General features: G+C 63.1%; 16 protein-coding genes, 1 tRNA gene and 1 pseudogene. 6 read left to right on the top strand and 12 right to left on the bottom strand.

Features of this window, described 5'->3' with window-relative positions; all coding sequences use genetic code 11:
* Positions 1 to 24: 24 nt before the first annotated feature.
* Together rsxB and nth are read left to right on the top strand one after the other, a co-directional pair.
* A complete protein-coding gene (gene rsxB / locus ACRQ5J_RS07310) occupies positions 25 to 699 on the top strand; it encodes an electron transport complex subunit RsxB (protein ID WP_432382198.1) in 675 nt (224 codons plus the stop codon).
* Positions 696 to 1,343 (top strand): endonuclease III, encoded by a 648-nt coding sequence (nth, locus tag ACRQ5J_RS07305; RefSeq protein WP_432382196.1) that lies wholly within the window; start codon positions 696 to 698, stop codon positions 1,341 to 1,343. The genes rsxB and nth overlap by 4 nt, the downstream gene beginning before the upstream one ends.
* Before the next feature lie 103 nt (positions 1,344 to 1,446).
* On the opposite strand, the pseudogene proB reads toward nth, so the two are convergent.
* The 4 genes and pseudogenes from proB to rplU form a co-directional block, all read right to left on the bottom strand.
* Positions 1,447 to 2,564, bottom strand: a pseudogene (proB, locus tag ACRQ5J_RS07300) (glutamate 5-kinase).
* A 161-nt stretch (positions 2,565 to 2,725) separates the two neighbouring features.
* On the bottom strand, positions 2,726 to 3,835 hold the full coding sequence (obgE, locus tag ACRQ5J_RS07295; protein WP_432382194.1) for a GTPase ObgE: 1,110 nt from the start codon (positions 3,833 to 3,835) through the stop codon (positions 2,726 to 2,728).
* A gap of 101 nt (positions 3,836 to 3,936) precedes the next feature.
* Entirely contained in the window at positions 3,937 to 4,197 is a 261-nt protein-coding gene (rpmA, locus tag ACRQ5J_RS07290; protein ID WP_092278705.1) for a 50S ribosomal protein L27, read from the bottom strand.
* Between the two features lie 37 nt (positions 4,198 to 4,234).
* A complete protein-coding gene (gene rplU / locus ACRQ5J_RS07285; RefSeq protein WP_432382191.1) occupies positions 4,235 to 4,546 on the bottom strand; it encodes a 50S ribosomal protein L21 in 312 nt (103 codons plus the stop codon).
* Positions 4,547 to 4,795: 249 nt separating this feature from the next.
* On the opposite strand from rplU, the gene ispB reads away from it, so the two are divergent.
* Together ispB and ACRQ5J_RS07275 are read left to right on the top strand one after the other, a co-directional pair.
* The gene (gene ispB, locus ACRQ5J_RS07280) at positions 4,796 to 5,785 is read left to right on the top strand and encodes an octaprenyl diphosphate synthase (protein ID WP_432382189.1); all 990 of its coding nucleotides are present in this window, start codon (positions 4,796 to 4,798) and stop codon (positions 5,783 to 5,785) included.
* Positions 5,786 to 6,017: 232 nt separating this feature from the next.
* On the top strand, positions 6,018 to 6,926 hold the full coding sequence (locus ACRQ5J_RS07275; RefSeq protein ID WP_432382187.1) for a TIGR03571 family LLM class oxidoreductase: 909 nt from the start codon (positions 6,018 to 6,020) through the stop codon (positions 6,924 to 6,926).
* On the opposite strand, the gene arsC is transcribed toward ACRQ5J_RS07275, so the two are convergent.
* The 3 genes from arsC to ACRQ5J_RS07260 all read right to left on the bottom strand — a co-directional run bounded on the left by arsC (position 6,923) and on the right by ACRQ5J_RS07260 (position 9,482).
* Positions 6,923 to 7,270, bottom strand: a complete 348-nt coding sequence (gene arsC / locus ACRQ5J_RS07270; RefSeq protein ID WP_432382186.1) for an arsenate reductase (glutaredoxin) — start codon at positions 7,268 to 7,270, stop codon at positions 6,923 to 6,925. The two genes, ACRQ5J_RS07275 and arsC, sit on opposite strands and share 4 nt — an antisense overlap.
* Before the next feature lie 137 nt (positions 7,271 to 7,407).
* Positions 7,408 to 8,799, bottom strand: a complete 1,392-nt coding sequence (locus tag ACRQ5J_RS07265; protein ID WP_432382184.1) for a heavy metal sensor histidine kinase — start codon at positions 8,797 to 8,799, stop codon at positions 7,408 to 7,410.
* On the bottom strand, positions 8,796 to 9,482 hold the full coding sequence (locus ACRQ5J_RS07260; protein ID WP_432382182.1) for a heavy metal response regulator transcription factor: 687 nt from the start codon (positions 9,480 to 9,482) through the stop codon (positions 8,796 to 8,798). Before ACRQ5J_RS07260 ends, ACRQ5J_RS07265 begins: the two co-directional genes overlap by 4 nt.
* Positions 9,483 to 9,604: 122 nt before the next feature.
* Between ACRQ5J_RS07260 and uraH the strand changes: the two genes are divergently transcribed.
* Complete coding sequence (uraH, locus tag ACRQ5J_RS07255) at positions 9,605 to 10,009, top strand: hydroxyisourate hydrolase (protein WP_432382180.1); 405 nt, start codon at positions 9,605 to 9,607, stop codon at positions 10,007 to 10,009.
* Positions 10,010 to 10,022: 13 nt separating this feature from the next.
* Here the strand turns inward: uraH and ACRQ5J_RS07250 are convergent, their stop codons facing one another.
* Genes ACRQ5J_RS07250 through ACRQ5J_RS07240 form a run of 3 tightly spaced genes read right to left on the bottom strand, consistent with a single transcriptional unit; the run spans position 10,023 to position 13,859 of the window.
* Positions 10,023 to 10,220 (bottom strand): hypothetical protein, encoded by a 198-nt coding sequence (locus ACRQ5J_RS07250; RefSeq protein ID WP_432382178.1) that lies wholly within the window; start codon positions 10,218 to 10,220, stop codon positions 10,023 to 10,025.
* On the bottom strand, positions 10,160 to 11,407 hold the full coding sequence (locus ACRQ5J_RS07245) for a chemotaxis protein CheW (protein WP_432382176.1): 1,248 nt from the start codon (positions 11,405 to 11,407) through the stop codon (positions 10,160 to 10,162). Before ACRQ5J_RS07245 ends, ACRQ5J_RS07250 begins: the two co-directional genes overlap by 61 nt.
* Position 11,408: 1 nt before the next feature.
* A complete protein-coding gene (locus ACRQ5J_RS07240; RefSeq protein ID WP_432382174.1) occupies positions 11,409 to 13,859 on the bottom strand; it encodes a methyl-accepting chemotaxis protein in 2,451 nt (816 codons plus the stop codon).
* A gap of 268 nt (positions 13,860 to 14,127) precedes the next feature.
* Here ACRQ5J_RS07240 and ACRQ5J_RS07235 point away from each other — a divergent pair.
* A tRNA-Pro gene (locus ACRQ5J_RS07235) sits at positions 14,128 to 14,204 on the top strand.
* Positions 14,205 to 14,334: 130 nt separating this feature from the next.
* On the opposite strand, the gene ACRQ5J_RS07230 is transcribed toward ACRQ5J_RS07235, so the two are convergent.
* The gene (locus tag ACRQ5J_RS07230; protein WP_432382172.1) at positions 14,335 to 15,120 is read right to left on the bottom strand and encodes a hypothetical protein; all 786 of its coding nucleotides are present in this window, start codon (positions 15,118 to 15,120) and stop codon (positions 14,335 to 14,337) included.
* A 230-nt stretch (positions 15,121 to 15,350) separates the two neighbouring features.
* Positions 15,351 to 17,570 carry a DEAD/DEAH box helicase gene (locus ACRQ5J_RS07225; protein WP_432382170.1) on the bottom strand — a complete coding sequence of 740 codons (2,220 nt, stop codon included), beginning with the start codon at positions 17,568 to 17,570 and terminating at the stop codon, positions 15,351 to 15,353.

Here is a 17,570-nt window from a genome sequence, read left to right as displayed (position 1 = left end):
GTTTTTGCCTGACGTTAGTTTGCCGTGTCCACCGAACCCACCCTGGCCGACCGCATCGAAGATGCCCTGCCGCAGACGCAATGCACCAAGTGCGGCTATAACGGCTGCCGTCCATATGCCGAAGCCATTGCCGCCGGCGCGGCGGAGATCAACCAGTGCCCGCCGGGCGGCGCCGAGGGCATCGAGCGCCTGTCGGCGGTCACCGGGCGCAAGGTCATTCCGCTGAACCCGGTCAACGGGCTGGAGCGCCCGCGCGCGGTCGCCTACATCGACGCAGCGCTATGCATCGGCTGCACGCTATGCATCCAGGCCTGCCCGGTGGACGCGATCGTCGGCGCCGGCAAGCTGATGCACACCATCGTGCCGGCGCTGTGCACCGGCTGCGACCTGTGCGTGGCGCCGTGCCCGGTCGACTGCATCGTCATGTACCCGGTGACGGAAAGCACCGGCTGGGCCGCCTGGTCGCAGGCCGACGCCGACGCCGCCCGCGAACGCCACGACTTCCGCAGCTTCCGCCTGCAACGCGACAAGCAGGAAAACGACGCCCGCCTGGCCGAAAAGGCCAAGGCCAAGATGGAAAAGGTAAACACCATCGATCCGGCCGACGCCGAGTCGGCGGCCGCGCTGGAACGCAAGCGCGCCATCATCGCCGCCGCCATGGAGCGCGCCCGCCTCAAAAAAGAACAAGAGAATAAATGAACGCAGCCAAACGCCACGAAATGTTTGTGCGCTTCCGCGCAGCCAATCCGCACCCCGTTACCGAGCTTGAATACACGACGCCCTTCGAACTGCTGATCGCCGTGCTGCTGTCGGCGCAGGCGACCGACGTCGGCGTCAACAAAGCCACGCGCAAGCTGTACCCGGTGGCGAACACGCCGCAAGCGATACTGGACATGGGTGAGGAAGAACTGAAGACCTACATCCAGACCATCGGCCTGTACAAGACCAAGGCCAGAAACGTCATCGCCACCTGCAAGATCCTGGTGGAAAAGCACGGCGGCGTGGTGCCGGAAGACCGGGAAGCGCTGGAAGAACTGCCGGGCGTCGGCCGCAAGACCGCCAACGTGGTCCTGAACACCGCGTTCGGCCAGCCGACGATGGCGGTGGACACGCACATCTTCCGCGTTTCCAACCGCACCGGCCTGGCGCCGGGCAAAAACGTCGACATCGTCGAACAAAAGCTGCTGAAGTTCGTGCCGAAAGAATTTCTGCAAGACGCCCACCACTGGCTGATCCTGCACGGCCGCTACACCTGCAAGGCGCGCAAGCCCGAATGCTGGAACTGCATGCAGATCGACCTGTGCGACTACCGCGCCAAAACCCCGGCCCCCGCCACCGCCTAAAACCCGTGTACGTTTGGCAGAACTGACCCCGGTTTATGACCGTCATTCCCGCGCAGGCGGGAATCCATACTCAGCATGGGCTCCCGCCTGCGCGGGAGTGACGTTACACAAGCACCAGATTATCGCGGTGGATCAGCTCCTTGCCCTCAACGAAGCCAAGGATGGCCTCAATCTCGCTCGACGGCTTGCGCATGATGCGCCGCGTCTCGCCGCTGGTGTAGTTGGACAGGCCGCGCGCCACCGGCACGCCGTCCGCCGCCACGCACGTGATAACCGCACCGCGGCCGAATTCCCCTTCACCTCGACCACGCCGATCGGCAGCAGCGACTTACCTTCGCCGGTCAGCTTCTGCACCGCGCCGGCGTCCAGCACCACCTGGCCGGCGGTGTGCAAATGATCCGCCATCCATTGCTTGCGCGCCGTCAGGTGGCCGGTCTGCGCCGCCAGCTCGGTGCCGATCGCTTCGCCGCCGGCCAGGCGCGCCAGCACTTCGCTCTCGCGGCCATAAGCGATGACCGTGTGCGCGCCGGATTTGGCGGCGCGCTTGGCGGCCAGGATCTTGGTCAGCATGCCGCCGCGGCCAAGGCTCGAACCAGCGCCGCCGGCCATCGCCTCCAGCGCCGGATCGCCGGCGCGGCCTTGCTGGATCAGCACCGCCGCCGGGTCCTTGCGCGGATCGGCGCTGTACAGGCCCTTCTGGTCGGTGAGGATGATCAGCGCGTCCGCTTCGATCAGGTTGGCCACCAGCGCGCCCAGCGTGTCATTGTCGCCGAACTTGATTTCATCGGTGACCACGGTGTCGTTCTCGTTGATGATGGGCACCACGCCCAAGCGCAGCAAGGTGGTCAGCGTCGAGCGCGCGTTCAGGTAGCGCTCGCGGTCGGCCAGGTCGGCGTGCGTCAGCAGCACCTGCGCGGTGCCCAGCTGGTGCGCGCGGAAGCTGGTTTCGTAGATCTGCGCCAGGCCCATCTGGCCGACGGCGGCGCAGGCCTGCAATTCGTGGATATCGGTCGGACGCTGCTCGAAGCCCAGGCGCAGCATGCCTTCGGCGATGGCGCCGGACGATACCAGCACCACCTCCTTGCCCAGCGCGCGCAGGCCGGCGATCTGCGCGGCCCAGCGCGCGATGGCGGCGTGATCGAGTCCGCGCCCATCATTGGTGACCAGCGACGATCCGACCTTGATGATGATGCGGTTTGCTTTTTGTATGACGGAATTCATAAGGCGACAATCTCAAAACAAGCGTAGGAAAATCTGCTGTGATTTGGCGGGCGGTTTGCCCTGCTTTGCCGCGAACAGCGGCCAGCCCCGCGATGGCAGGACAGGCGCCGAATGGGAAGGCATAATCAGCTGATAACTGATTATGCCGGTGATGCAGAGGATTAGTCGAGGACTTTGAAACGCGGATCGTCCGGATCGATCGACGAGATGCCGCGCGCGTCTTCCACCATCTGGGTTTCTTCCGCGCGCTGCTCGACGCGGCGGGTTTCCTCCAGGTGCTTCTGGATGGCGTTGACCAGCTCCTGCGTGCCGCCGTGGCTCAGCGCCGAGATTTCAAACACCGGGCCCTTGAAGCCGAACTTCTTGACGAAGTCCTTGACCTTCTTGGCGCGTTCCTCTTCCGGCACCATATCGAGCTTGTTGAGCACCAGCCAGCGCGGCTTGTCGACCAGCGCCTCGTCGTACTTCTTCAACTCATTGACCAGCGCCTTGGCTTCCTTGACCGGATCAACGGTGGCCTCGAACGGCGCCAGGTCGACGATGTGCAACAGCAGGCCGGTGCGCGACAGGTGGCGCAGGAACTGGTGGCCGAGGCCCGCGCCTTCGGCGGCGCCTTCGATCAGGCCCGGAATGTCGGCGATCACAAAGCTCTTCTCGTGCGACACGCGCACCACGCCCAGGTTCGGGTGCAAGGTGGTGAACGGGTAATCGGCGATCTTCGGCCGCGCGTTCGAGACGGCGGTGATGAAGGTCGACTTGCCGGCGTTCGGCATGCCCAGCAGACCCACGTCGGCCAGCACCTTCAGTTCCAGGCGCAGCGTGCGGTGCTCGCCTTCCTTGCCCGGCGTTTTCTGGCGCGGCGCGCGGTTGGTCGAGGTCTTGAAGTGGATGTTGCCCCAGCCGCCCTCGCCGCCCTTGGCCAGCAGTTCCTGCTGGCCGTGCTCGCTCAGGTCGGCCAGAATTTCGCCGCTGACGTCATCGATGATCAGCGTGCCCAGCGGCATGCGCAGGAACATGTCGTCGGCGCCGCGGCCATAGCAGTCGGCGCCACGGCCGGCTTCGCCGTTGCCGGCGCGGTGCACTTTGGAGAAGCGGAAATCGACCAAGGTATTGATGTTACGGTCCGCTACGGCCCAGATCGAGCCACCCTTGCCGCCGTCGCCGCCGTCAGGGCCGCCAAACGGGCGGAATTTTTCACGGCAAAACGACGAGCAGCCATTGCCGCCGTCACCACCGATCACTTCAATTTTTGCTTCGTCGATAAACTTCATGATGTACCGCCATAAAACTAAAAGGCTCTACCGGTGGGCAGAGCCTTTCGATTGAAGGCTTGCGCCTTACAAACGGCCCCATCAAGAGGCCGGAGCGTAAATTACGCTGCTGCTACTACGGTGACGAACTGCTTCGAGCCTTCGCCTTTTTTAACGAACTTGACCACGCCGTCCACCAGGGCGAACAGGGTGTGGTCTTTGCCGGTGCCTACGCCTTCGCCAGCGCGCACTGGGGTGCCGCGTTGACGAATGATGATGCCGCCAGCATTGATGGTTTGACCGCCGTAGACTTTAACGCCCAGACGTTTTGATTCTGAGTCACGACCATTTCGCGTTGTGCCGCCGCCTTTTTTGTGTGCCATGCTAAAGCTCCTTGACTAAAAAAGTGTCGATCCGCAATTAAGCGTTGATCGAAACGATTTGGATTTCGGTGTAGTTCTGACGGTGACCCTGATGCTTCTGGTAGTGCTTACGACGACGCATCTTGAAGATCTTCACTTTGTCGTGACGACCGTGGGAAACAACAGTTACCAGAACCTTGGCACCTTCAACCAGCGGAGCACCGAACTTGATGCTGTCGCCCGCGCCAACGGCGAGGACTTGGTCAATGGTGATTTCGGAACCAATGTCTGCCGGTATCTGTTCTACTTTGAGTTTTTCGCCTGCAGCAACTTTGTATTGTTTGCCGCCGGTTTTTATGACCGCGTACATGATTTGAAACCTCTTCAAATGTTAAGAAAATCCACCGGAGAAACCGGGGAACCGCAGATTATACACAGGAACCAATTTTGCGTCAAAAACTATTCACAAATGGCGGAGGGCGTGGTATGTCAAACAATTTTGCCGCGTGGCCTGCTTAACATTGCGACAAGATAATTGCCTCAAACGGGGGGCGGCGCCCTCTGCGCGAGGGCATGGCGTATAATTCCGGCACCAATCGTCTAACTGCACAGGTTCGCCTTGTCTGCCGCTACCCAAAACGTCACCCAAAACACCATCATCGAAACCATCGCCGCCGACATGGACGCGGTCAACTCGGTGATCCGCCAACGCCTGCATTCCGAGGTTTCCCTCGTCAATCAGATTGCCGAATACATCATCAGCGCCGGCGGCAAACGCATCCGCCCGGTGCTGGTATTGCTGGTAGCGAACGCTTACGCGTACAAAGGCACGGCCCACCACGAACTGGCCGCGGTGGTGGAATTCATCCACACCGCCACGCTGCTGCACGACGACGTCGTCGACGAATCGTCGCTGCGCCGCGGCCGCGCCACCGCCAACGCGCTGTTCGGCAACGCGGCGTCGGTGCTGGTCGGCGACTTCCTGTATTCGCGCTCGTTCCAGATGATGGTCGGCCTGAACAATATGCGCGTCATGCAAATCCTGTCGGACGCCACCAACGTCATCGCCGAGGGTGAAGTGCTGCAGTTGCTCAACATGCACGACCCGGACGTGACGCAGGAGCGCTACCTGCAAGTGATCCGCTCCAAGACCGCCAAGCTGTTCGAGGCGGCCGCCGAGCTGGGCGCGCTGGTGGCCGGCGCCAACGACGCGCAAATCGCCGCCGCCGGCGAATACGGCCGCTCGCTGGGCACCGCCTTCCAGCTGATCGACGACGTGCTCGACTACGCCGGCGACGCCAGCGAAATCGGCAAGAACGTCGGCGACGACCTGCGCGAAGGCAAGCCGACGCTGCCGCTGATCTACCTGATGGAAAACGGCACGCCGCAACAGCGCGAGCTGGTGCGTTCGTGCATTGAAAACGGCGACGAGCAGCACTTCGACGCCATCCTGTCGGCGATCACCAGCAGCGGCGCGCTGGACTACACGCGCGAACAGGCGGTGATCGCCGCCCGCCGCGCGGCCGACGCCATCGCCGACCTGCCGGACAGCCGCTACAAGGAATCGCTGCTGCAGCTGGCGCACTTCTCGGTCCACCGCAACCACTAAACCCGTCGTTCCCGCGCAGGCGGGAACCCAAAGGCCGCGTGCGGGGAGGCTCAGCATGGATTCCCGCCTGCGCGGGAAAGACGGGTAGCGCCTGCGCGGGAACGACGGCTGGCGCCTGCGACGCGCCTTATTGCCCCCACCGCAACTATCATTTGTCCCCGCACCGATTTTTCTTTGCCGCGGCGAAGCCTAGACTAAAGCCTTCGCAACACGCAACGCGCAAGGACCCATCATGCTGGACAAACTGACGCAAGGCGGCTTCTCGGTCGGCCTCGAACTCCCGCTGGACAACGACTGGTCGCCGGCTGGCGAACGCGCCCGCCGCGAATCGGGCCGCCTGCCCGGCGAGCCGGACCTGCAACACCACGCCGAACTGGCGGTCCTGGCCGACCAACTCGGCTTCCGCGCGCTCTGGGTACGCGACGTACCGTTGTACGACCCATCATTCGGCGACGCCGCACAAGTCTTCGAAACCTTCAGCTACCTCGGCTACCTGGCCGGTATCACAAAGCGCATCCTGCTCGGCACGGCCGCAGTCGTGCTGCCGCTGCGCGAACCGGTGCTGACGATGAAAGCGGCCGCCACCGTGCAAGCGCTAAGCAACGGCCGCCTGCTGCTGGGCGCCGCCAGCGGCGACCGGCCGGTGGAATATCCCATCTTCGGCAAAGACTTCGACGCTCGCGGCGCCGCCTTCCGCGAGCAGATCGCCCAGCTGCGCGCCGGCCACAACCCGGCGTGGCCGCCCGGCGTGCAACTGCTGCCGCGCCTGGCGCAGCCGGCCCTGCCGCCGATCCCGCTGCTGGTAGCCGGGCTGGCGCAGCAAACGCCCGAATGGGCCGGCGCCAACATGGACGGCTGGCTGGCCTACCCCGGCACGCCGGACGACCATGCGCGCCGCGTCGCGCTCTGGCGCGAAGTGGCCGGCGCCAAGCCCTACATCAGCTTCATCCACCTCGACCTGCAAGCAGACCCGGACGCGCCGCTGCGCCGGCACCGCTTCGGCGCCGCCACCGGCCGCAACGGCCTGGTCGCCGAACTGCAAGCGCTGAAAGCGGCCGGCGTCGACCACATCGGCCTGCACCTGCGCCGCAACCAGCGTCCGCTGGCCGAAACAATGGAAGAAATCGCCAGCATCCTCTAAAGGATTTCGTGCACCAGCTCGGATGGGCGGCACAGGCGCACGCCTTTATCGCCAACCACGAACGGGCGCTCGATCAGGATCGGGTGCGCCATCATGGCGTCCAGCAGCGCGTCGTCCGATAGCGCGGCGTCGGCCAGGCCGAGTTCGGCGTACAGGTCGCCCTTGTTGCGCATCGCCTGGCGCACGCTGATGCCGGCCTTGGCGATCATCGACTTCAGTTCTTCGCGCGATGGCGGGTTTTTAACGTAATCGATGATGTGCGGCTCAACGCCGCTCGCGCGGATCGCTTCCAGCGTTTTGCGCGAGGTGCCGCAAGCGGTATTGTGATAAATCGTGATGCTCATGATGCTGCCCTTGTGCTCAATGACAAAGGCAGCATTATCGCTGAAATGGATTCCCGCCTGCGCGGGAATGACGGGTTAGCGTTCGGAGGGGGCTGACGTCCGGCGCGGCCGCCATTCCGGTGCCGGGGCCGGCGAGGCTACGCGTTCTTGAACGTCAGCGTGAAGCATATCTGCGCGCCGTCGGCCCGCACCTGCGCCGCGCCGCCGTGCAGCGCCATGATGGCGCTGACGATCGACAGGCCAAGGCCATTGGAGCCACCGTCGCCGGCGCGCGCCGCGTCGGCGCGGTAAAACCGCTCGAACAGGTGCGGCAGGTGTTGCGGCGCGACCGGCTGGCCGGTATTGCGCACGCTGATCGTCGTGACCTCCGCACCGCGCTCAGCCTGCAGGACGACGGCGCTGCCGCGCTGCGCGTGGCGCACCGCGTTCGACACCAGGTTGGCCAGCGCGCGCCGCAGCAAGGCCGCATCGGCCAGCACCGCGGTATCGCCAGCGCCTTCGCACACCAATTGCAGCCCGTGCTCCTCGGCCACGCCTTCGAACAGGTCGGCCACCCGCCGCATCTCGTCCAGCGCAGGCAGCAGCTGGCGCGCCGGCAGCACCTCCTCCTGCCCGGCGCGCGCCAGGAACAGCATGCTGTCGATCATGCGCGCCAGCCGTTCCAGCTCCTCGATATTGGACACCAGCAGCTGCTCATATTCAGCGGCGCTGCGCGGCTGCGCCAGCATCACCTGGCTCTGGCCGAGCAGATTGTTTACCGGCGTGCGGAACTCGTGCGCCAGATCGGCGGAGAAGCCCGATAGCCGCGCATAGCCCTGCTGCAGCCGGTCCAGCATCGCATTCAGCGCGTCCACCAGCGGCAGCAGCTCCGACGGCGCCTTGCCCGGATCAAGCCGACGCGCCAGCGTGGCCGGCTGGACCAGCGCCGCATGCGCCGCCACCTGTCGCAGCGGACGCAGGCCGCGATACAGCATCAGCGCCGCGCACAGCGCCGCCGCCAGCGCGCCCACGGTGACAGCGCCGGCAATCCGTTGACGGTAGCCGGCAAACGCGGCGCTGCGCTCTCCGTCAACGCGCGCCACAACCACGGTGATGTCGCGCTCCCCCAGCCGCGCGCTGCCCGCCACCACCCGGCCCGGATGGCCGGCACGGCTGGTCCAGGGCACGATGTCCGCGCGTGCCGGCGCGGCGCCGCCAGAACGCGGCAAGGGATAACGCTCATGATCGGGATTGATATCGGCCAGCACCGCGCCATCGGCCGCGATAAAGCGCACCAGCGCGTTTTCCTGGCCACTCATGGTGTCGCGGAAGAATCCGGGTTGCTGGCGCAGCAGCTCGCCGGCGCCGGGGCGGCCCAGCAGTATCTGCACCTGGCGCAGCTTGCCAAGCAGCTGGATGTCGTCGCGCCGCTCGATTTCCGCCACAAATGCGCGATACAGATAGATGCCCAGCCCCGCCGCAGCCAGCGCGACGATCAGCATGAACATGACGGTCACGCGCACCGCCAGCGATTGCCGCAGCCGGTTCATGCGGGCGGAGCCAGCTCGCACACATAGCCCATGCCGCGCCGGGTGTGGATCAGTTTTTGCGGGAACGGGTCGTCGACCTTGCGCCGCAGCCGCCGTACCGCCGCGTCTATGACGTTGGTGTCGCTGTCAAAATTCATGTCCCACACCTGCGAGGCGATCAGCGCGCGCGACAGCACCTGTCCCTGGCGCCGCGCCAGCAGGTGCAGCAGGTTGAACTCCTGCGACGTCAACACGATGACAGTATCGCCGCGCCGCACGCGCCGGCGCAGCACATCGATCTCCAGATCGCCGATGCGCAGCGATTCCTCTTCGCGCACCGGCCCGCGCCGCAACAGCGTGCGGATGCGCGCCACCAGTTCAACAAAGGCGAAAGGCTTGACGAGGTAATCGTCCGCGCCCAGTTCCAGGCCGCGCACGCGGTCCTGCACCTCGTCGCGCGCGGTCAGGAACAGCACCGGAACCTGCTCGGTGGCCGGGTCGCCGCGCAGCGCTTGCAGCACCTGCCAGCCGTCCATGCCGGGCAGCATAACGTCCAGCACAATCAGCGCCGGCGCCTCTTCACGCGCCAGCGCCAGGCCATCGCGCCCGGTGCGCGCCAGCCTGACCGCGAAGCCGGATTCGGCCAGCCCGCGTTGCAGGTAGTCGCCGGTTTTAGGCTCGTCTTCGATTATCAGGATCGTCATGCAGCGATTGTATAACGCTGCGCGCAGCCGCTGCATGACGAAATTATCATCTGGCGGTCACGCTGCCGTCATCGGTGCACGGTCACAATAAGCGCCTACTGACAGCATCACAGGAGAAGCATATGTATCGCATCAAACAACTGGCGCTGGCGCTGCTGCTGGGCGCCACGGCCGCGCTGGCGGCGGCCAATCCGCTCAGCGTCCACGTCCTCGATTTGCAGAACGGCCAACCGACACAAGGCATACGCGTCACGCTCGAACAGCGCGACGGCGATCAATGGCGCGCGCTGGCGAACGGCGTCACCAACGCGCAGGGCCGCATCGCCGCGCTGTATCCGGCGGAGCAGCCGATGCCGGCGGGCGCGTACCGCATCGTCTTCGAAACCGGCGAACATTTCGCGCGCCTCGGCAAGCCGACCTTCTTCCCGCGCGTTCCGGTTGAATTCAGCGTTGACGCCAAGGCGCAGCATACCCACATTCCGCTGCTGCTCAGCCCTTTCGGCTACTCGACCTACCGCGGCAACTGAACCTCGCCCGGCGCTACGCCCGGCGGCGCAACAGTGCCGCCGGATCGGCGACGCGGTAAGTGCTGCTGCCGCTTTCCTCGTCCAGGATCAGCAGCTCGACCGATTCGCCGCCGCGCTGCATGCGCGTCAGCTCCGCGCTGCCCGGCGGGATCATCGACACCACCTGATCGACCGCCAGGGCCACCGGCGCCGCCTCGGTGCGCAGCACCACCAGCGACACCTTGCCGCGCCGCGCAGCGCCCCCACCGCCTGCCGCAGATCGCGCACGGCGATGGTGGCGCCGCGCCAGTTCAGCGTCGCCTCGCCGCCGCGATCGGGCGCCGGCACACACTCCTCCGCTGCGGCGTGCAGCACTTCCTCACAGGCGCTGATGGGCAGCGCCAGCCTGCCGCCGGCGTCCAGCACCACATAAGTATCCTCGTTGCGGCGCGCGCCGCCGCCCGCCGCCGGCTGCATCGCCAGGTTCAGCGAGGCCTCCGGATGCATGGCAAACAGCGCCTCCGTATCCACCATCCGTAATGTCTCGCCATCCTCGCCGGTAACAGTGAGGCAAGGCATGCGGCCCGGCGCATCGCTGCGCACGCCCTGCATCGCCGCAGGCAGCTGGCGCAATTCGCGCACCGACTGGATCGGCAGGCCCAAGGCCTGCTCGCCCAGCCGCAGCACCGCCAGCAGCGGCGCCGCCGTCAGCGCTCCTTTGTCCAGCAGGCGTCCCAATGGCAGCAGGGCCAGATGGCTATCGCGCCAGGTGCACAGCGCCACACCACTACCGCCCGGGAAAGCTTCGTGCGCCGGCATCGGCGTCACCTCGGCCACGTAATCGGCGCGGATAGCCAGGCATTCGCCGCCCGCCTCCAGCAGCGCCCAGGTCTGCAATTCGTCCGCGACGGCGGTGGTTTCGCCGTCCGCAGCGGCATCCAGCTGCACGCCGGCCGCCACGCACCAGCTATTGGACAGATCGAACAGATGGTCGAGATCCAGCAGCGCCAGCATCTCGCCGCTGTCCGGCACCACGGCGGCGCTGTGGAACAACTGCCCAGGGTCGTCGTCATGGCACAGGCGCACGATCGCGCTGCCGGGCAGCGCCGCCAGCGGTTCCAGCACATCGACCTGCAAGGCCGCCATGCGCGCGCCGGAACGCAGCAGCACAACGCGCCGGCGCCCCTGCTCTGCGGTGGCGCCGGCCAGCGCCACCCAGCATGCCAGATCGATCACCGGCACCGGCAAGCCGTCCACCACCAGCATGCCGAGCAAACCGCCGTGGCGGCGCGGCAGCGGCGTGTAGTCATCCGGCGCAGACAGGGCGCGCACCACGCAACCGGCCTCGATGCCGATGCGCGCCGCCCCCACCTGCACCACCACATGCGGCGCCAATGCGCCGTTGGTGTGCGCGTCCATCTTAATTCCTGGCCGTCATGCGTTCCAGATCCTGCAGCAGCTCCGACACGTTGCGCGTTGCCGCCGCCTGCGCCGCCGTCGACTCGTGGATGCTGGCGATCGACTCGCGCGTGGTCGCCACCGACTTGACGATGCGCGCAAACGCCGCCTCCACCTCGGCCGACAAGCGCGTGCCCTCGTCGACGCGGCCCACGGTCTGGTTAATCAGCTTGGCGATCTCGCGCGCCGCGCCGGCCGACTTCTCGGCCAGCTTGCGCACCTCGTTGGCCACCACCGAGAAGCCCTTGCCATGCTCGCCGGCGCGCGCCGCCTCGATGGCCGCGTTGAACGCCAAAAGGTGCGTCTGCGCGGCGATATCGCCGATGGCGTCGACAATCTCGCGCACCTCGCCGGACGAGGTCTGGATCGCCTGGTTGGCGGCGCGCGCCGAATCCACCAGGCCACTGCCGGTATGCGCCTCGCTCTGCGTCTGCCCGGCCTGGCCGCTGGAACGTTCCGAGCCGCGCGCGATCTCGTTGATGGAATTGGTCAGCCCCGCCAGCAGGTGCGCGATGGCCTGCACCTTCTGCGTGATGGCCTGCTCGCGCTGCACCTGGTCGGTGATATCCATCGCGAACTTGACCACCTTGTACGGCTTGCCGTTCAGGCCCAGGATCGGATTATAGGTCGCCAGGATCCACACCTCGGCGCCATGGCGCGCGCGGCGGCGGAAGCGGCCCGACTGGTACATGCCCTGCGCCAGATTGGCCCAGAAGTGGCGGTACTCGCTGCTGCGCACCAGCTCCGGCTCGCAGAACATGCTGTGGTGCTGGCCGATGACATCATCCGGCGTGTAGCCCAGCGTGCGCAGGAAGTTCTCGTTGGCCGAGATCACCTGGCCGCGCAGATCGAACTCGATCACCGCCTGCGAACGGCCAATGGCGTCCAGCTTGCCCTTGATATCGGCGTGCATGCGCTTCTGCTCCGTGATATCGGTAGCGAACTTCACCACCTTGTACGGCCTGCCGTCGGCGTCGAAGATCGGATTGTACGAGGCCAGTATCCAGATATCCTTGCCCTGCTTGGTGCGGCGGTGGAACTCGCCGGCGTGGAACTCGCCGCGGCCGAGGCGCTCCCAGAAGGTCATGTACTCGGGCGACTGCGCATAATCGGCATCGCAGAACATGCGGTGATGCTGGCCCTTGATCTCGGCCAGCGAATAACCGATCACGCCGAGGAAGTTCTCGTTGGCGGTCAGCACCCGGCCTTGCAGGTCGAATTCGATCACCGCCTGCACGCGGTCCATGGCGGCGTTGCGGCCGGCATAATCGGCATTGAGCGCCTTGGCCGCCGTGATATCGGTGGCGAACTTCACCACTTTGGCCGGCTTGCCCTCCTCGTCGAAGATCGGATTGTAGGAAGCCTGCACCCAGATCGTGCGGCCATCCTTGGTCAGCCGCTTGAACTCGCCGGCGTGATAACCACCGCCGGCCAGATGACTCCAGAAACTGTGGTACTCGGTCGACTGGCTGAAGGCCGGCTCGCACAACATGGCATGGTTGCCGCCACGCAGCTCCTCGGCGGCATAGCCGAAAGCGTCGAGGAAGTTCTCGTTGGCCTGCAGCACGCGACCATCCAGATCGAACTCCGCCACCGCCTGCGCGCGGTTCAGCGCGGCCACCTTGCCCTCGAACTCGCGGTTGGCGTTGATGATGTGGGTGATGTCCGACGCGTATTCGACGATCTTGACCGGCTGGCCGTCCGGCCCCAGCACGGCGCTGTAGGAACCGCTGATCCAGATGCGGCGGCCATCCTTGGTGCGACGGCGGAACTTGCCGACCAGCGAGCCGCCGGCCATCAACTGCTGCCAGAAGTCGGCGTACTCCGGCGTCAGCGTCTCGTCGCGGTCGCACAGCAGGCGATGGTGCTTGCCCAGCGCCTCGTCGGGCGTGTAGCCGTAGACGGTGCTGAAATTAGCGTTGACCGACAAGACCACGCCGCTGGTGCTGAACTCCGCCACCGCATGCACCAGATTGAGGGCCGCCATCTTGCCGTCATGGTCGGCGGCGCGCGTCTTGCGCTCGGTGATGTCCTGCGCCAGCTGGATCACCTTGACCACCTTGCCGTCGTCGTCGAACACCGGATTGTACGAGCCTTGCAGCCACACCTGCCGGCCGCCGCTGGTCAGGCGCACGTACTCGCCGTCATCGGCCTGGCCCAGCGTCAGCTTGCGCCACAGGTCGCCGTAGGACTCGCTGTTGATGTATTCCTGCGTGCAGAAGATGCGATGGTCGCGGCCGCCGATCTGCTCGCGCGTGTAGCCCATCAGGTCGAGGAAATGCTGATTGGCCTCCAGTACGCGGCCATCGGGATCGTACTCGACGAAGCCGTGCGTGCGGTCGACGGCGGAAAACACGGCGATAGCGCGCTGCATCGCGTTGGCCGGCGCCACGGAGGAGGAAAGATCGGTCATGGTAAGGCATCCTGGTCTGAACCCCGGGAGCGGCGCGCATCGAGAGGCGCCGCATCTGAATGACCGGAGCGATGGCGCGTAGCGGCGCTCAGCTAGGGCCGGCGGGCGGAACAATTGGGCACGCCGGCGAAGAGATTTTCACTGTAGCATCCGGCTTGCGCGCCGACAAGGAGTTTCTGCACGGCAGCAACAGCTTGCAAAATGGCAGGCGCTCGCCACGCACGCAGTTGATATCGGAACGGAAATCTGGTGTAATTGTCATCACAGTCGGGGCGTAGCTTAGTCCGGTAAAGCGCTACGTTCGGGACGTAGAGATCGGAGGTTCGAATCCTCTCGCCCCGACCAAACTCAAGACTGGCAATACGTCCAAGTTCGGCCATAAGCAGTCTGTTCACACATTTGCTCAAGTGATAGTTTGAGGCTGGATACGGTCATAAAGTCGTGGTGGCCGTACGACTGCTGCGGCATGGGCTCTTTAATAACTTTCTTCAGCGGCGTCGGGCGTGGACTTCAATGGTTGGAGCCTCTTCAAGACCTCGTTCAGTTCAACATCAATGTCTACGGTCAGTGACTGGATACGGTCGTGCTCCCTCCGCATGAACTCGCGAGCGTTGGTTTTTTCGAATAATTCTCCTGTGTACCTGAACGACTCCAAGAAGAGAATCCACTTCTCTTCCCGCCTGCCAGTAGCATCTTCGTTTAGTTCTGGGCGGACGATACTGCGGTGCTTTGACGTGTTGGTCAGGGCATTAAGGTACTTGTAGTCGTCGCCAGTTGTGATCTCGCGAAATAATCTACAGAGCTTTTCGTACTCGGGATGTCCAGCATCGCGTTGCTGCTCTAGGACCTTGAGGACCTTGTTGGCATAGATGTCCCGCTCCTTGAGGGACCTGGGAAGTTTGTCCAGCGCCAGGGAATAATAGAGCACGTGGGAGCAGGTATCCGCTACGGCATGTAGGCTCTGGACGAAGGCAACGATATTCGCCCTGATCTTTAGCATCAGGTAACTAAATTCATCGTAGTCCTTGTAGACACCCCACAAGCCGGTCTCCTTTAGGTTGGATTTGATGTATTCGTTCATCATGTCCAAGGCCTCGTGGTAGTGGTAGCGGCAGAATTCAGGTCTGTCCGTCATGGATCTTACGCTCGGGTGCGCCTTCTTCCACTGCGCCACACCGAATACCGAGGTGACCAGTTCTCCGGTCAAGCCGCTATCCCATTGAGGGTTCTTATTTTCTTCAGTCTCCGAATCGACCTCCATTTCACCTCTTATTTGGTATATAGACCTCTACGTCGCGAGTCCGCGCACGTACATTGGCTGTCCATGAAAACTTTGTTCTGAAGGTCTGTAATGATTCGGACCAATACAAAGATGGCCTGACACATCCTGTCAGGTCAAATGGCAACTTGTACACGTTTTCAAAATGCCAACTCATCCGACAGTTCGTTTCAGGTTAGGCTAAATTAATAAGCCTATATCCTTACTTAGTCTTAACTTGAGTCCGCTTCAAACTGCCGAAGCCATTCGCTCGCCTCTTCGAATTCTAGGTATAGACTGGAGTAGCTCTTTAAGAGCAGCGACTTCGGCAGTGCCCAGTCCCACTTTTGGCGCTCTAAGTTCTTCGCGCCCTCCAACATGGAATGCAAGTCAGGAAGCTCATCGAGCGCCGCGTCTAGGATTCTGTCGACGATTTCCTCTGTAGTGACGCCTGATTTCAATACTTCGACGCCAGGGCCCGCGACCTGCGCTCTCATACCTAAATAATTTAAAAGGCACGCAATAGCCTCATTTGCAGGGTCGCCAAGCCAAGTGAGGAGCAGGACCTCGTACCCTTGGTCCACTACGGCACTTTTTGAAAGCCCCATAGCAGCGTAGTTTTTCCTCGCTTCGATAAGAAACCGCTTCGCTGTCTCGTCCAAGAAGGCAGGCAACTGGTCTGATTCGAGAAGCTCACGCATCCGTCGCCGCACTCGCGTGTGCGTCCATCCACCACTGCCATTGAAAAGAGGGGGTACTCCGCCGCGCGCACGGACAACGTAGATTGTCTTAGTGTCGTCATCGATGCTTTCGACAGTCCAAGTTTTGCCGGCAAAGAGAATTCGCTGACCAGCACACAGCATTTGCGAAACGGGAAGCGTGCCGAGAATTTTCGCGCCGACGACAATTCGGTACTCCTCATCAGTAGCAAAGGCTGCGTAGAACGCATAATGATTCACGAACTTCTCACCTAATTGGCCATGCAAGAGTAGTCCCGACGATTCTTGGATAAGCAAATCATGCTGACCCATGGTTCGAATTAGGTCGAGATAATCCTGCTTCGAAATTCCCTCAAATGGAGCACCAGGGCCGCACAGCAGCGCATATAGTTGTCCAGCAGTGGAACCACCGACTTGGGCGATGTGAGAGAGTACTTGCTGAATTAGCGTCGAGTAGTGCACACCATGCGTAACCGGCGGCTCGAACCATCCTTCGATGAGCAGTGAAATCATCGCCGACATCTGTACGGTGTCGAGACGCAGTTGTGTAGAGAGGGAGGATTTTGCGGAAATTGCGTTTTCAACGCAGTACCCGCGTAGGATTGCCGGCTCTCCTTTGCGGCGGCCTGACCTGCCTAAGCGCTGGCGTAGGCTCGCTACTGATGGAGGTGGGCCAATCTGGGCGACGCTCTTCACTGCGCCGATGTCGATACCGAGTTCAAGCGTATTCGTGCATACGGCGGTGGCTGGTTTTTCCCTTTGCTTCAGAGCTTCCTCAGTCTCTGCACGAATTTCCTTCGAAAGGCTTCCGTGATGCGGCCAGAACTCATTGGGAACGTGATTCGCTTCACAAAGGCCGTTTAGAAGATGGGTAAAGCGCTCCACTTCGCGTCGTGAGTTAGGGAAGATAAGATTGTTGGACCCGCGCAGTCCGTTGAATAGATGGGAGGCGATGGCGCCTGGAGCTATTTGTTCGTCATCTTCATCGTCGTCCAACCGCGTCTCATCATCCTTCGTCCGAACTAAGAGTGGCTCTTCAAAGGCCTTTACTAGAACCTTGAGCTCAGCGCCTTCCGAACGGGAGTTTACGATTTTCACGCCAGCGCCTCTTCCTGGTCGCAAAAACTCGGCAGCCAGGGCCATATTACCCAAGGTGGCTGAGAGCCCTACACGTGGAACACTGCGGCCAGTTACCCGTTCAACTCGATGCATCAATGATTGGAGTTGCTTTCCTCTTTCACTGCCAATGAATGCATGAAGTTCGTCAACGACGATGAACGCTAGGCCGTCGAATATAGCGCGCAGAGACGTACCGCGATTACAAAGCAGCGCCTCAAGGGATTCTGGGGTAATCAGTAGAACTCCGGTCGGGCGTTCGAGGAACCTCTTCTTTGTAGAAGCGGACACATCGCCGTGCCAAGGCCAGACAGGAATCTCCAGCTGCTCGCACAGGCACTGTAGGCGTCCGAACTGGTCATTAATGAGGGCTTTGAGCGGGCTGATGTAAACAATCAGCTTTGGGGCCTCGCACTGCAATAGATGCGTAAGGGCGGGCAGAAAAGCTGCCTCTGTTTTGCCGGCAGCGGTTGCAGCGGCCACGATAGCATCCGTATCGCCGTTGACGATAAGCGGAATGGCAGCCTCCTGAGCGTCCCTGAGGGACTCCCATTGCTCAGCCCAAAGATAGCGCTGAATACGCTCGTCAAGCTGGTGAAACGCAGCGCTATCGGCCAT

The sequence above is a fragment of the Duganella sp. P38 genome, from assembly GCF_050859475.1.
Classification (GTDB): domain Bacteria; phylum Pseudomonadota; class Gammaproteobacteria; order Burkholderiales; family Burkholderiaceae_D; genus Rugamonas.
This window is presented reverse-complemented; position numbering and strand designations above follow the sequence as displayed.